Below are 15,032 nucleotides of genomic sequence, written 5' to 3'. Positions count from 1 at the left end.
ATAAAAAACCGCTTATTTGAATAAGCGGTTAGGGTTAAAAACTAATTTTATCAACATCTGCAATGGTTTCAGCGACTTCAATCATCTGCCTTAATTGTTCAGATTTTAAATGCAGTTGTGTGATATGATATGCAATAGCTTGATGTAACAATTTTAACTGTTTATGTGTCAAATCAACCAGTTGATTATCTTTAGTCTTCCATTGTACACTTTTATTTAATGCAATCGCTGTAGCAATGCGTTGTTGTGATATTAAATCACTATCATAATAATGACCTTCGAACATCACACCGCCAAACTCTAAAGCATGACGTTGAGCTTTGATTTCTTGCCATTTTTGATATTTGACATCATCAAGCGTGCGTACATCTTGCCATTGTTTAAGTTCATAATTAAATTGATGATGTGGACTAGGTGTTTCTCCAATTGATTGCCATTGTTGCAAATCAAAATCCCAGTAATCACTTAAATCATTAGGCGGAATGCTAATTTTAAGATGTTCATCAATATGGCTAGTGTTGATTTGAATGACATCATTATCAGCTATAAATGACGATTGATATTGACCGTGTTTTGAAACAATGCAAAGATATATCATTTCTTTAACTCCAAAAATACAACTTCAACTGATGATGAATTAATGAAATTTGTAGATTTACCATCCCATTTACCGTTATCAGTATCATCTAAAAATTCAAATGAATAAATTTGCCGACCTGTTAGGTTTAAATCACACAAATATTCATTAATATCAAATTCACAAGCGTATTCTACAGACGAAATAACAAAACCACCATCTCCACCTTCCCAACGTTGATACCCACCTTTCAAACCTACTTGTTTCATATAGGCATTATAACGTTTAATTTCTTTACCGTTTCTTTTAATGATAAAAGCAGGGTTATATCGTAGATTACTACTAGAAAATCTATTATCTATAGTAATTTTAGCTTTGATTTTAAGCAACATTAAAATTTTTTTATTTGCTACTTCTAAAATTGTAAAAGACGGTACAGCATTGATTTTTCCTGAAACTAAACTACCAACAGTTACAGAACCATGAGCAATTTTTATTTCGCCAACCGCTAAATCTTGAATATGTGCTGTTTGAATTGAGCCATTTTTAATTTTGGCATTATCAATACTGGCATTTGCTATTTTTGCGTTAGTAATTGCCCCATCTTTAATTTTGGCTGTTTCAAGTGTGCTATCTTGAATGTGAGCATTTTTAATAGTCGCATTTGCAATATAAGCTGAATTAATCCAAGCCCCTGCAGGATAACTCACGCCATCAATCACTCGTGGGCTTGCGTTGAAAATAAACGGTTTTTTGCCGTTTGATGGCGAACCAATATAAAACGTATCAGCATTTACGCCAAACTGTGATGTAACACGCCCATTTCTCAATTCAGACATTAAGCCATAACCGCTAATCACACCGTTGTTATCCACCGTAACCGCACGCACCGCTGAAATGCCGTTAATGGTTTGTGTTTGTTGGCTAATGGTGGTGCTTTGGCTATTTTGTTGTGTCGTTAATGTTGTGATTTGTTTGGCTTGAGTTGTTAATTGACTGTTTAAATTACTGACATTAGTGTTAGTTTGTTGTAGTGCCGTTGCCGTTGCTACAGTATTATCCATATCATTACTTGATAATACAGATTCACATCTAAAACCTTGCAATTCCCACCAACCGCCAACTTGTGCATGACCGATTGCAAAACCAAAAAAGATTTTGGCAATGTCTGTTCTATGAGTTAAATCTACAGTTAATGATACTAAATGCCAACTTTCATCTGCAGGAACTTTAGCTGTAATATTGCCAAAATTCCCATATTGTGATTGAACAATTTGGTTATCTTCAGCTTTTAAAAAGCGATAAGTAAAATACATTGCACCAGCAGAGTTGCTACTACGTCTAACCCATGCAGATAATTTATATTTGCGAATATTAGGCACACTTGTTCTATTGTAATTCCAACAAGCAGAGTGCCGTGTATCTTTTCTAAAAACAGTTGGGGCAACCTTGCCATCTGTTACCGTTTTTAAATATTGACTAAAATCATAATTATAATGCGACCACCAACTATTTACATCGCTCATGTTAGGGTCGGGTAATAATGATGTATTATCTAAAGTCGCTTTGAATTGCTCAACTTTACCGCCAATGACATTATCCGTTTCAGCTTTTGTATAATAATTAACAATGGCTGAACTATCTAATTTAGTGGCAATATTTTGATTTGCGGTATTTAATCCGCTTTGTAGTGCGGTAATTTGATTTGCTTGAGATGTGATGTTATTGCCTTGTTGTGTTACTTTATTATCTAAAGCGGTTAATGCTGTGCTGTCTGCTTTTTGGCTGACATTAGTATTAATAGCAGTTAAATTATTATTCAACTGGGTAATGGCTTGACCTTGTGATGTAACAATATTGTTTAAATTTGATACATTACTATTGATTGTGTTGATGGCTTGAGCGTTTGCATTGATACTGTTTTGAACAATCGCACTTGCTTTATGAAATGCGGTAGCTTTTGTACCACGCTGTAATTGTACATAACGAATTTCAAACCAATCATCAGCATTCCAAATAGTGTTATTTTCCAAGCGAACGCCAAAATGAATAATACGAGTATTGATGTTTTGTGTAAATTCAATCGTTTGCCATTGTTCATTTACTGCAATATTAGTTTTAGCATAAGAATAAGCCCAGTTTATATCTCTAAGAAAAATACGGTGAACCATCAATGCTTTTGAAGCACGAATTTGACATGAAAATACATATTCTCCTTGTAAATCTAAATCTTGTGCTAAGCGAAATTCAGAATTAAAAGGAAACGCTCTTCTATTCAATGTAATACGATAATGTTCATCATAAGCATTTATTAATTCTTTACGAGAAATATCACTACTTGAAAACACGGCTTTGTCTAAAGTTAAAATGTTTTCGCCACCAATCACTAAACTGGTTTTAAATTCATCAATTTTACCGCTGACAGCATTATCTGTTTCGGTTTTAGTGTAATAATCACTTAAAGCACTTGCATTGACTTTATTATTCAGCGTTTGATTAACCGTATTTAATCCACTTTCAAGCTGTGTGATTTGATTTGCCTGCGTTGTTACTGCACCGTTGATATTTTGAACGGTCGTATTTAAGTTTGATAGAGCAGAACTATCGGCTTTGCTATTTAAAGTGCCACTAACCGTATCTAAACTGTTTTGTAATGCAGTAATTTTTTGACTTTCGGCTGTGATACGGTCATTAGTTTGCGTTACACGGCTGTCTAATGTGTTGAGTGCCGTTGTATCGGCTTTGGTTGCTACATTAGCATTGGTCAGCGTTAAATCATTGCGTAATTGCGTGAGTTGTTGGCTTTGTGATGTTAATGTATTATTGAGATTGCTTACATTGCTGTTAATTGTATTAATCGCCTGAGCATTTGCATTAATTTTGCCATCAACATCACTTAAAGCAGGTGTCCAATCGGTTGCTTTATTACCGCTTTCAATTTTAACATTTTTAACTGTTGGAATACGACCAGTACCATAAACTCCCCAGAACTCTAGTGTGCCATTAGGATTATTCGGAGAATTAGTATGTGGTTTTGGAGTAACCGTAACCGAATATCTTTTAAAAACATTAATTTCCGTAACGTTGATGTTTGCTACAAAATAAACACCTGAGTTATTGGTACTATAAACTTGTACACGACCAACAACAGGAACTTTAATATCAAAAGAAATCGTTACAACAGGGTTATTTAAATAAAATTCTTTAAGTTCTGGTAAAATCGCATAATATAAATGTTCATTTTTTCCCGTTCTTTCTACATGAGAATTAGGCAAGATATTAACACCGCCAACAGTCAAATTCGCATTAAACTCTTCAACCTTGCCACTAATCGCATTATCTGTTTCGATTTTAGTGTAATAATTGCTAATCACACTTGCATCTAATTTATTTGCCAAGCCATTTTGTACCGTGCTAATGCTTGATTGTAAATTACGTACATCATTGCTTATCGCAGTAATATTTGAGCCTTGTTGCGTTACACAAGTGGTTAATGCGTTTAGGGCGGTTGTACTTGCTTTGCTTGCAAGTGTATTATTGACGTTGTTTAATTCGCTTTGTAAGGCATTAATTTTACTTGCATTACTCGACATATCCGACACGCTAACATTGACACGCTCAATAACATTTGCAACGGCTCTATCATTACTGACTTTGTAAGCGTTAAGATTTGCAAGCGTGCTATTGTAGCCATCTTTACGCTGTTGAATTTCTTGGGTTAAGCCATTTTGTAATCCTGCTAAAGTTGTACCAATTTCGCTATTTAAAGCGGTAACACGTTGATTAATTTCAGCAGTGCGTGCTTTGGCTTCATTGCTAATTGCTGTTGCTCGTGCTTGTGCTTCTGCGGTTACTGCTTGGGTGCGTGCTTGTTGCTCGGCTAAAATCGCTTGTGTATTTGCCGTGCCTGTGGTTACTGCTGTATTGATTTTGCCTGTGAGTATGTTATCAAGCGTGCTTTCGTTGATTTGACCTTCCAGAATTTCTAATACGGCTTGTGGGTCGGCTGATGTTGTACCGCTTGTCCAATCCGTCCAGTCGCTTTCATTGCCTAATCTATCAACAATTTTAGCACGATAGAACTGTGTTAAATTGCCTTGTAAGCCTTGAATTTGGTGTGTATCAGTAGGGTAGGCAAACTGTCCAAGTGTGGCAATATTGGAGCGACCATCTGGCGATACTTGGATTTCGGTGTATGCCGTATCTTCTGATTTTGCACTAAATGCCCAGTCTAAACGCATACCGAATAGCGTGCCTGTAGCCGTTAATCTGGCTAATTTGGGTGGTTTGCCTGCTTTGCCTTGTACGGCGGTTAAAGTAGAATGTGTGGCTAAAGAATGAACATCAAACGCACTAATAGCAGTTACTCGTGCTTCATATTGACCTGCATAGACACCGACCACTTCTACGCTATTTGCTCCTGTGATAGGTAATTTAATCCAATTGCCATTATCTTTTCGCCATTCAACTTGATATTTGACCGCACCGCTGACTTGTGGATAGCTAATAATCATCGTTGCTACATTTAAGCCTTGCACGGTGCGATATTCAGTCTCAATATTTACTTCTGTAACAGGGGCTTGAATTTTGGGATTAATCACAGAAATAGGACGTTCATCAATATAAGCCCCTGTATCAATAGCATCATATTTAGAGGGTGTGTATTGCACGGCGGTAATTTTAAATTGATGTTTTTCATCTTGAGTAATCGACAGCACACGAAATTTCATGGTTGCTAAATCTTTGCTATCCAACACCCAAACATTTTCGACAGCGATATTATCAAAAGGTTGTGTTACCGTAACTTGATGATTTTGCACCGTTTGAATAATACGAGTTTCAGCTCTACCATTTTCGCCATTAATAATCAATTTGTCGCCTGCTTTGGCGGTAATTGCTCTATCTAAGCTGATGATATTTTTGCTCGTATTGATCGCAGATACACGCCCACCGTTGGCTCGCCCTGCAAATAATTCATCCGAAATTTCAATCACTTTCCCTGGTTGGGGAATATAACCATCAAGCCCAACTTTAAAAGACACCATACGAGTTTCTAATTGTTCAGATTTTAACGCCCACCAACCTGCACGTTGTGCTTGTCCTTTGGACGTACAGCCCCACGCCTGAATATCAACAAATTTAATACCAAGTTTAGAAATGGCTTGTTCATCTCGTACAAATTCATATTCTGTTTTAAAACGATTGTTTTTATTATCCCAAGCCACTTTGGCCACAGTGTGGCGGTCTCTTGCTCGTGTGCCTGTATATTCAAATTGCCCGTCAATTACATTGGCACGGCTAAAACTGTACATACTATCTTGTGGCATATCTGCATCACAAATAATTTGCTGACCGTTCCAATAGCTAATTGCACGAAACACGCCAGACATTTTAGACAAAATAGCAAATGCATCGTCAGCAGATTGCAAATAAACATTGAGCGTAAAACGTGGCTCTAATCCACCATTACCATCTGATACCATTTCATCACAATATTGTGCAAGGCGGTATAAACTCCATTTATCCACCATAAATGGCTTTAATCTTTCGCCCAAGCCGTAACGGTCAGCAGTACAAATATCATAATAAATCCATGCAGGATTATTGCTATATTCACGTTTAAATGTGCCGTCCCAAAAGCCGTGATATTGTCGTGTTTCAGGGTCATAATTACTTGGTACTTTGATTTTTAAGCCTTTTAAGCGTACAGCCATTTTTGCCACATTGCTAAAATGTTCAGCATCATATTGTAAACCCAATAGGGCAGTATTTGGATAGCGTAATTTTAAATCCACTACTTCGGTAACGGCTGAAATGTACATTTTATCAGATACATATTCAGATGTAGAATTAGGCGTAATACGGCGTACACGGATTTGCCACCCACGTTGAGCTGTTGGCAAATCAATACGGTGTGAACGTTCATAATTAGTTGATGTTTTAGCATTAATTTCGGTATTTAACACTTCTTGCCATGCTAAATTGTCTATTTTTAAATCAATAGCATACTGAATACGCACACCATTAACATCGCCATTTTCGGCATTTTGTTGTTTTAACGCTCCCCATTTTAGGCGTACACGTACCGCATCCAAATCAAGATTGTTAAATGATTTGACCCACGGCGTGCCATGTCGTAATTCAACATTAACCGCTACTTCACTAGCGACATCTGGAAAGCCTTCAATATACGTTTGGTCGTTTGTGCCATGACGAAAATCCACCGTTACATTTTGGAAATTCCACTCGCCACTTGCATTTTTAAGTGGCGTATCATCTAAATAAATGCTTTGTTCATCGCCTGTGGCTAATCCTGCAATCTCGCCTTCTGATAAGCCATACAGCATATTAATATACACTTTAGATTGTAAACTGTCAGGAGCGATAACAGGTTTCCGTTGTTTGCCACTACCTGATTTTGCACCGATAATTTTATTCATTTTATCCACCTTACACATCACACAATCAAAAAATATTACAACTGGTCTTCTGGACGTTGGCTTGCTGAAGCAATAAAGCCACCGACTTCACGCTCGCCATATAAAATCGGTACAGGATTACCTTGTGCGACTGTTGTAACCGCACCGCCAAAACCTTTATTGGCTTTATTGCCATCTTGGTTTTGGTCTTGGGTATCGACTTTAGGCATCATCATTTGAGCAATACCACCGACCATTAAGCCAATCCCCGCTTGAATAAATGGCGTTCCCCAACCGCCGTAAATATTCCCCACAATACCGACCACGATTAGCACCGCTCCCAGAATAGTTTGCATTAAGCCATTATCGCCCCCTGCACCTTCCACCACAGGCACTACTTTAATCACTTTTGATGAATGAGCCATGTCTAATTCATTTTCGCCAATATTGACATCATCATGATAGACTGCAAAACGTAAACCTTGTAAATGAGCATTGAGCATAAATTGTTCAAAACCTTGCACTTGTACACACAACGCACGCATAGCTTCTTTGGTGCTATCAACTGCTAATTTAAATTCTTTGCCAAATTTTTTCGCCAAAATGCCGTATAATTTAATTGTTTTCATCATAATAAATCTCGATGTCTAACCACTTTTGCCACACGTTCCGCCCAATTTTGCCCAAAAATTTCACGCACCGATGGACGGTTATAAGGGTGATGTAAAATAATGGTATTGCCTACACAAGGTTCAACATTTTCACTTTTTAGCGTAGTTTTATCGCCAAGCCAAATCACAGCATGATTAATATGCTCAGTACGACCGACACGGCACAATAACACATCGCCATAATGATAATGTCCTGTATTTTCCACTTCGACAAAATCAGCTTTACTAAAATTATCGGCATACAAGGCTTGATGATGTTTATCTTCCCACCACAAGTCAGAGCGTTCAAAATCAGGCAGGGCAATGTTGAATTCACGTTGATAAAAATCTCGCACAATAGCATAGCAATCTTGCCAACCATGATAATAGGCTCGTCCAATGAGTGGGGCTTGATAACCGCACGGCGTATAAACAGCAAAATCAGGCTTATCGGCATACTCTAACTCGCTATAACTGATAATGATCCACGTTAAACTGTGCAATTCAATTTGATGTAAATCTAAATCGCTGGCTTGGGTTGAGCCGTCAGGGTGCGAATGTACAATGGCTTGAATTTTGCCCATATCTTCCGCTTTTGCCCAATCCTTAGGGCAAATCTCAAACTGATTATGATTAGGAGCAATATTTTGGCATGGTATATAATCATCATTGACAATAAGACCGCAACATTCAGCAGGGTAACATTGCTTGGCATGGTCTAAAATTTTTTGTTTTAATCCATCGGATAATTGCATACTAATTCCCCAATAAGCTACTGGCAGGAAAACCGCCAAATGAGAGCGGTTTATTACGCCCAAAACGTAACTGACATGCTTTAAGCGTACCACAACATTTGTCTAGTTCAGGATTATCTGTCGGCTGATTATCATAATTAAAGCGAGCTGTACCTGTATAACCGCACTCTTCGCCACGATATTTTTCACAAACTGCCCAATGACAATAATTACTAATTTGACGTACAGGGATTTTTAGACCTTCAAAATCAACAGGATTAGACAATTCAAAACTGACTTGTTGAGCATTTTCTGATGTTTTTTGCTCAACGTACCAAATTTGCTCTTTGCATTCATCGCTTGCGTGTGGGTTGCCATCATCAAAATTAACCGCATCTAAATATTTAGCTAAGGTGGTAATGACTTTTAATTCAGCTCCTGCAAAGTCATTAAATTGTAAACAATAAGCCGATACCGCCCCTTGAATACCATTAATGTTATTTGCCATTGTCATATTAGGGGCTGAGGCTTTACCATCGGTTCGCATTTCCAAGCCTGACACTTGCATAGCCATCGGTTCAAATGTTTGTCCCCTAAACACAATATTGCCAGATTGCATATGCGAGTGAAAACGTAAAATACCTGCTCCCAATTTTTCGGCATTGAGTTCGTATAGTGTAATTAAACCATCAACGTGTAATTTTTGAAAATCAGCATTTAACATTTTATCCCCCAAGATGAGCAGAATGATGACTTTCGCCACCATTCTATTTGTTTTATTCTGATAAATTAGTTTTCACTTAATTCATCGCTTGTTGCAGTTGTTTCATCGGTGCTTGTGGTGTCTTCGACAAGCAAATCAATGCTATATTGACCGTTATCATAATGACATACCATTTTTTGTACGGTTAATTTTTGGATAAATTCTAAATTATCTAATTGACCGTTTGCCCAACTTACCACATCAGCAATCAATTTAGAGATACGGCGGCGGCGGCCCGTTTCTTTTTTGTTGGTTTCGACATCAAAATCGCCTGATTCAACATCAAATTCAATTTTGATGATATTGGCTTCTTCGCCATGATTTTGTAACATTTGCTGTACATGAAATGAAAAAGCCACCAACAAGGCAACTTCATGTGTAGTTAAAGTTTTCATAATAACTCCAATAAATCAAAGGTTTAAGGATAAAAGACTTGTGTAAATGTGGTGCTAATCTGCCATACATCACCCCCTAAGCAATTGAGTTTATAATCGCTGGTTTTGACTTTAATTTTTCCGTCAAGTGGACTTTGCCATAAAAACGCTTTCGCTCCGCTATGCTCATCAAAAAAGGCTTTAATCTGTAAAATTAAAGCCTTATTTGCAGTACGTTGGTAGCTAAATTCATGTTTACGGTTGTTGATACCTATGCTTGTATTTTGTTCATAGCCATCGCCAAAATTCGAGTTCAACACATTAAACTTGGTGTTTTGGCTATTTCCGTTTAAATCTTGTTCAAATTCAAAAGTTTTCATGCGAGCATTCCGCCTTGACGTTTCTCTTGCTGAATGATTTTAAGCACGGCGGTTTTAATGGCTTCGCCCATCGCTTGTCCAAACTGTTCATTGCTTTCAACGCTTGATGAGTTATCGCTATTAACAACAACATTAATGACAATATTTTGCCCACTTTCTGAACGGTTTTGATTTTGCAAAAATTGGGTTAGATCCGCATTTTGACGTGGACTTAATACACGCTCGCCTTTATCGAGTAGCCATGTTCCTTCTTGTGGGATATTGTCGATACCAGAGTGAGCCATGCCTACAGGGGCAACACTTTTCAATAACGCCACAAATTGACCTTGAGCCGCCACCGCTTGAGCTGCTGCCGCTGCTTTTACCCATACGTTACCTGTGGTTTCTGCATATGCTTTTGAGCCTGATTTCCACATATTCATGATGGCTTCGCCAATAGCAAAACTACGTTGTAACGCAAATAGTCGTTTATATGTGGAGCTAGATTGACTGACTAATCCCATCAATGACCCTGCAAAATCTTGTCCAATCGCTAGACTAGTATTCATCTGTAGGGCAAGGCGTTGTTGATGATATTCTTGCTCAGTAATGAGCATTTGCTCTCGTGCTTTTTTAAGTAAATCCATGTCCGATTGATATGGATTTTCTAATGTAGGGTTAAATCGTTGTTGATATTTATCCCATGTTGCTTCACGTTCGCTATTTTGCTGGATACTTTGCTCGGCATAGCTTTGTTGTATTAACGCATTTTTAACATCTTGCGGTTGGTTACTTAAATTAATTTCTTGACGGATTAAGTCAAAATAACGTTGAGCATAATCAGTAACATTTAACCAGCCCTTTTGAGTTTCCAAAATAGTTTTTTGAAATTGCACTTGTTTTAAAGATTCAGCATTGGTAAATTCCATCATCTGCTGTTTGTAGCGTGCGATTTCATTTTGCGTATAATGCTGTTTTTGCTGTTCAAGCTGTGCTAATTGTTCTTGGGTTTCTGTGCCTGTTGCTGTGTAGGCTTCTGCAATAGCTTGTAAACGTTCTTGATGTTCAAACTCCATTCTTTCAGTATCGGTCATGTATTGTTTCACGATACTTTGGCGTGCCTTATAAATTTCTTGGGCTTGTCTAATTAAATCTCGTTCACGTTTTTCTTCATTTTTTGCCACTTCATTTAACGCTTCGCCTAATTTTAAGCTGTCGCTACCATTTGGAAACCAATTTTTCATGTGCTTTTTAAAAGCACCAGATTTAACCGATTCTCCAGGTGCAATATAGCCATCTTTATTGGCGTCCCATACTTTATTTAACCGATATGCTTCTGTTCCTGCTCGGTAGCCTGTGCCTGTTACCGCATCATACACTTGTCCTAGACTTGCATTTTCTTTTAAGCCTTTGCCTTTAAAAAATTTAACTGCATATTGCATTTGCTCCATTGCTGACAACGCCCCAAATTGGTTGCGTGTCATGCCCCAATATAATTTATCTTTTTTACCATCGGCATCGTCCATAAACTGAATTAAACCTGTGCCACTTGAATTAGGATTACGGGCATTGGTACTAAATGTTCCGCCTGTTTCAAACGAGATAACGGAGGCTAAATGATTTGGGTCAATCTTAAGTTGGCTTGCACCCCATAAAATTGCTTTTTCCATGTCGCTATTTAGGCGTGCTGCCGTTGCTTGGACTGCTTTAGTCGCTTTAGTTGATGTACTTTTATTAATTTTATCGGTTTCGTTTAGGGTTTTGTTTTGAGCAATCCCTGCTGTATAGCCTGTTTGGTTATATTTGACAGAGTTTTGACTTGCTTGATTAATTGCTAAAATAGATTTTGCTAAACCATCTGCTTTGGCGGTATTACTATCTAAAATATCTCCCATAGCCCCCATACTGCGATTAACATTGGCAAAAGTATCATTACCAAAAGCACTAATATTATTTTTGAGATTGCCAAATCCATGTGCTAGGGCAGATGTAACGCCATCAAAATCATTATTGCTCATTGCTGTAAATACATGACGAGCGGTCATGCCCAATTCAGCAAAATTTTCTACAGCAAGGCGGATAAATCGTACTACACCTTCAATGGCAGAGCCAAGCCCAACCATGACAATCGCTACACCTTTAGCAACTGCAGATAGCCCAGTTAATACGCCACTTAATTGACCGCTTGCATTTGTACCGTTCATAAAATACGCAATAAGATTACTTAAGGTCGGCATCATCTGTTCTGCTAAAGTTGATTTGACCGCACCAAATTGTAATTGTAAGGCTTTAGTTTGGGCTTGTAATAATGCTGATTTCTCTATTGCTTCTTCGCTTGTGATGACCCCTGCTTGTTCAAGTGCTTTCTGATAGTCTTTCCACAATTTACCGCCATTTTCTAAAATTGGAGCAAGGGCGGTTAAATCTGACCCCATACTTTCTAAATAAAAAGATAATTGTTGTTGGTTTACCCCTGCTTCTTCCAATTTATCAACATATTTTTGTAGGGCTTCAACGCCATTCATAGCTGACATTTCTTTAGCGAGTTTTTTCGCTCCTTCAGCTCCTTTTTCGGTTTTCACGGCGATTTGCTCAAAAAAATCCATCGCACCACCAGAACCAACTGAGGCAAATTCGCCCAATTTCTCGTTAAAATCTTTGAGTTGGTCGGCTAATTTATCTTGGCTAATGCCTAATAATTCGCTTGCACCTGCCAAGCCCTGAAAACTAATCACAGAGCTATTAGCAAGATTAGCAAATTTTTGTAGCTCCATGTTAGCTTGTGCGGTTTCAATGGCGATTTTAGACATTGCACCAAAAGCCAGCACAGCACTACCTGTTGCCATACCTGCTAATGTACCGCTTAAGGCTAAAGCACTACCATTGACCCCTGCAAATTTTTGTTGTAAATCGTTTGCCCATGAGCCGATAGTGGTATTGGCTAAGGTATCATTAACACTTTTACCAAAATTACCAAAAGCACCAGACATTTTATCGGTGCTTTGTTTTGTTTGGTTTTCGGCATCTTGCATACCACGCTTAAACCCTGTCAAATTGACAAGCATATCAAGGGTTAATGTGCCTAAACTTTTTGACATGATTTAAACTCCAAATAATTGATGTAATTTATCATCAATGCTCGGTGGGTCTTCATAGCACATCAAGTCTTGGATTTCGACTTGTGAACCGCCCTTAGAAACAATAAAAGAATGATGTAAATGAGCTAATTCTTGTTGCAATCTACGCCCAATATTTAGGCTACCACGTTTATTGCGGTATTTTTGCCACAAATTAAATTCTCGCATACTCATATTGCGTTTGGCTTCGGCAAGCGTACACCCACCGATACCATTCAATACCAATTCACACCATATTTCATCTTCATCACTTAATTGGACTTTCCCCCATCATCTTTTTTGTCATTTAAGTTTTCCAAACCTAAAATTTGATTAAAGATTGCCATTGCTAATTGTTGATTAAATTTTTGTTGAATATCATCAACGGTTAAATAATTTTCGCCTTTTTCATTGACTACCGCTAAACTAATCCACTCCGCTACTAAGGTTTTATCATTATCTAATTGAGTTAAACGCTTAAATAATGGCTCAGTTGTTTGATAGCTTAAAGGTTTGATAAAGACATCGACTTGATATTCTTCGTCAAAATGCTTAAATTTAATTGAGTGTTTGACTGGCTGACCTACCAATACATCATCTTTCACAATTTTATTTAAATCTAACTTTTTCATGTCTGCTCCTTAAGATTTAGCCTGAAAATCAACGGTTGATGAGCGTGTAATGCTGACATCACAAGTTACAACATTATCACTTTCAAATTTAAAACTAGCTGAACCAATGCTACCGACAAATTTCCACCATGAGCGAGTATTAGGTAAAGTAACATTACCGCTAGGTGCTGTTGGTTCAGCAGTACCATCGGACGCACCAATTGCAAATGTCAAGCCTTCTTTTTTGCTTTTTGATAATTCAATTACTTTTTTATGGGCTGCTGAATTACTATCAAAACGCAATGATAAACTTGATTCTGATGGATCAGTTAAACCTGACATATATTTTTTTGCTACTTTTTCAGCAAGTGGGGTAACATCAATTTTGTTTACGCTGTCTGAACCTGGTTCAACATTGATGATTTCGCCAATTTCATGCACGCTTGTACCATCAATCACATAGACTTGCGTGCCTTGTGTTTTAATTAAAGCCATATTATTTACTCCAAAAAAAGCCCATAATGGGCGGTTAAATTCGTGGGTTTAACATTTCAACTTCGAGCAACACTCGAAAATTTTTAGTGATAGGGTCTTGCTCAATGCGTGATCCACGCACACGGCATTCGGTTTCTAAAATTCGCTCAATTTCATAGGCGATGTCTTGGGCTTGTTGATGTTGATGACTATACACATCAATTTGAATTAAATAATCGTCCATTTTTGGTCTATCGCCTAAAGTATTGAGTGGATTTCGTGAAATTTGTTGCCAAACCACATAAGGCAATTTCACTTCATCAGGGGCAAGCCCTGCCAAAAATAATCTAAAAATCTGCTTGTCTTGTAAATGTTGTTTTAGGACATCAGATTGTTTTAATAACTTAAAAATCGGATTATTAGGTTTCATCATGATAATTCCTTATCAAGTTCTGTACTCATGGCATTTCTAAACGTATCAATTACTTTTTCACGGTTATTTTCAAGTGCGGGTCGCATAAATGGCACGGCGGGAATATGTTGCGTACCAAATTCAATATAACGCCAGTGGCGAGTATCGCCACCAGTTAAGCCAATTTCATTATCTGCAAAAGTTTGTTTTGCTTCGCCTTTTTTTCTACGCTCTTTGATGACAATAGTTTTGCTTTTATCATTGCGACTAGCACCGCCAAGCACGCCAACACGACCAACCACATAATTGGATTTTTGTTTCGTGCGACCCGCTTTATATGTGATATTTTTTGCGATATTTTCTCTGGTTTCAGGGTCATCAATTGCTTGTGCGTTTTGTCTTGCACTTTCTACAACTGGTTTCATCGCTTGGCGAACGGCTCTTTTAGTTGCATTGACCAGTTTTTTATCATCTGCCAGTTGTCGCATTTTACGCTGGATGTCTTCAAATCCTTTTAATTGTGAGATAATTTTATTTGTCATA

Annotated in this window: 13 protein-coding genes; all 13 read right to left on the bottom strand. The window is 37.7% G+C overall.

The genetic code is table 11. The annotated features are described in order from the left end of the window. Window positions 1-34: 34 nt before the first annotated feature. Window positions 35-598, bottom strand: a complete 564-nt coding sequence (locus tag LU301_RS11295) for a DUF4376 domain-containing protein (protein ID WP_305270882.1) — start codon at window positions 596-598, stop codon at window positions 35-37. Next, window positions 595-7,017: a TipJ family phage tail tip protein gene (gene gpJ, locus LU301_RS11290; protein ID WP_305270879.1), complete on the bottom strand. Its 6,423-nt coding sequence runs from the start codon at window positions 7,015-7,017 to the stop codon at window positions 595-597. Before gpJ ends, LU301_RS11295 begins: the two co-directional genes overlap by 4 nt. A gap of 35 nt (window positions 7,018-7,052) precedes the next feature. Beyond that, entirely contained in the window at window positions 7,053-7,628 is a 576-nt protein-coding gene (locus LU301_RS11285) for a tail assembly protein (protein ID WP_305270876.1), read from the bottom strand. Then, window positions 7,625-8,401 carry a C40 family peptidase gene (locus LU301_RS11280; protein WP_305270875.1) on the bottom strand — a complete coding sequence of 259 codons (777 nt, stop codon included), beginning with the start codon at window positions 8,399-8,401 and terminating at the stop codon, window positions 7,625-7,627. Before LU301_RS11280 ends, LU301_RS11285 begins: the two co-directional genes overlap by 4 nt. 1 nt (window position 8,402) lies before the next feature. Continuing rightward, window positions 8,403-9,104 carry a phage minor tail protein L gene (locus tag LU301_RS11275; RefSeq protein WP_305270873.1) on the bottom strand — a complete coding sequence of 234 codons (702 nt, stop codon included), beginning with the start codon at window positions 9,102-9,104 and terminating at the stop codon, window positions 8,403-8,405. 65 nt (window positions 9,105-9,169) lie between these two features. After that, window positions 9,170-9,538, bottom strand: a complete 369-nt coding sequence (locus LU301_RS11270; RefSeq protein ID WP_305270871.1) for a hypothetical protein — start codon at window positions 9,536-9,538, stop codon at window positions 9,170-9,172. 23 nt (window positions 9,539-9,561) lie between these two features. After that, the gene (locus LU301_RS11265; protein ID WP_305270869.1) at window positions 9,562-9,897 is read right to left on the bottom strand and encodes a phage tail protein; all 336 of its coding nucleotides are present in this window, start codon (window positions 9,895-9,897) and stop codon (window positions 9,562-9,564) included. Beyond that, window positions 9,894-12,974, bottom strand: a complete 3,081-nt coding sequence (locus LU301_RS11260; protein ID WP_305270867.1) for a phage tail tape measure protein — start codon at window positions 12,972-12,974, stop codon at window positions 9,894-9,896. Before LU301_RS11260 ends, LU301_RS11265 begins: the two co-directional genes overlap by 4 nt. A 3-nt stretch (window positions 12,975-12,977) precedes the next feature. Further along, window positions 12,978-13,232 (bottom strand): hypothetical protein, encoded by a 255-nt coding sequence (locus LU301_RS11255; protein ID WP_305270866.1) that lies wholly within the window; start codon window positions 13,230-13,232, stop codon window positions 12,978-12,980. A gap of 32 nt (window positions 13,233-13,264) precedes the next feature. Next, window positions 13,265-13,624, bottom strand: a complete 360-nt coding sequence (locus LU301_RS11250; RefSeq protein WP_305270863.1) for a phage tail assembly chaperone family protein, TAC — start codon at window positions 13,622-13,624, stop codon at window positions 13,265-13,267. Between the two features lie 9 nt (window positions 13,625-13,633). Next, window positions 13,634-14,098 (bottom strand): phage tail tube protein, encoded by a 465-nt coding sequence (locus LU301_RS11245; RefSeq protein ID WP_305270860.1) that lies wholly within the window; start codon window positions 14,096-14,098, stop codon window positions 13,634-13,636. A gap of 34 nt (window positions 14,099-14,132) precedes the next feature. Beyond that, window positions 14,133-14,510 carry a DUF3168 domain-containing protein gene (locus LU301_RS11240; RefSeq protein WP_305270858.1) on the bottom strand — a complete coding sequence of 126 codons (378 nt, stop codon included), beginning with the start codon at window positions 14,508-14,510 and terminating at the stop codon, window positions 14,133-14,135. Beyond that, a complete protein-coding gene (locus LU301_RS11235; RefSeq protein WP_305270856.1) occupies window positions 14,507-15,031 on the bottom strand; it encodes an HK97-gp10 family putative phage morphogenesis protein in 525 nt (174 codons plus the stop codon). Before LU301_RS11235 ends, LU301_RS11240 begins: the two co-directional genes overlap by 4 nt. Between the last annotated feature and the right edge of the window lies 1 nt (window position 15,032).

Origin of the sequence: Moraxella sp. ZY210820, from assembly GCF_030674635.1 — a bacterium.
Lineage (GTDB): Bacteria > Pseudomonadota > Gammaproteobacteria > Pseudomonadales > Moraxellaceae > Acinetobacter.
This window is presented reverse-complemented; position numbering and strand designations above follow the sequence as displayed.

Coding starts and splice junctions, on each gene's coding strand:
- LU301_RS11260 (WP_305270867.1), bottom strand. CDS start 12,974: ATGTCAAAAAGTTTAGGCACATTAACCCTTGATATGCTTGTCAATTTG.
- LU301_RS11295 (WP_305270882.1), bottom strand. CDS start 598: ATGATATATCTTTGCATTGTTTCAAAACACGGTCAATATCAATCGTCA.
- LU301_RS11270 (WP_305270871.1), bottom strand. CDS start 9,538: ATGAAAACTTTAACTACACATGAAGTTGCCTTGTTGGTGGCTTTTTCA.
- LU301_RS11245 (WP_305270860.1), bottom strand. CDS start 14,098: ATGGCTTTAATTAAAACACAAGGCACGCAAGTCTATGTGATTGATGGT.
- LU301_RS11235 (WP_305270856.1), bottom strand. CDS start 15,031: ATGACAAATAAAATTATCTCACAATTAAAAGGATTTGAAGACATCCAG.
- LU301_RS11250 (WP_305270863.1), bottom strand. CDS start 13,624: ATGAAAAAGTTAGATTTAAATAAAATTGTGAAAGATGATGTATTGGTA.
- LU301_RS11265 (WP_305270869.1), bottom strand. CDS start 9,897: ATGAAAACTTTTGAATTTGAACAAGATTTAAACGGAAATAGCCAAAAC.
- LU301_RS11280 (WP_305270875.1), bottom strand. CDS start 8,401: ATGCAATTATCCGATGGATTAAAACAAAAAATTTTAGACCATGCCAAG.
- LU301_RS11285 (WP_305270876.1), bottom strand. CDS start 7,628: ATGATGAAAACAATTAAATTATACGGCATTTTGGCGAAAAAATTTGGC.
- gpJ (WP_305270879.1), bottom strand. CDS start 7,017: ATGAATAAAATTATCGGTGCAAAATCAGGTAGTGGCAAACAACGGAAA.
- LU301_RS11240 (WP_305270858.1), bottom strand. CDS start 14,510: ATGATGAAACCTAATAATCCGATTTTTAAGTTATTAAAACAATCTGAT.
- LU301_RS11275 (WP_305270873.1), bottom strand. CDS start 9,104: ATGTTAAATGCTGATTTTCAAAAATTACACGTTGATGGTTTAATTACA.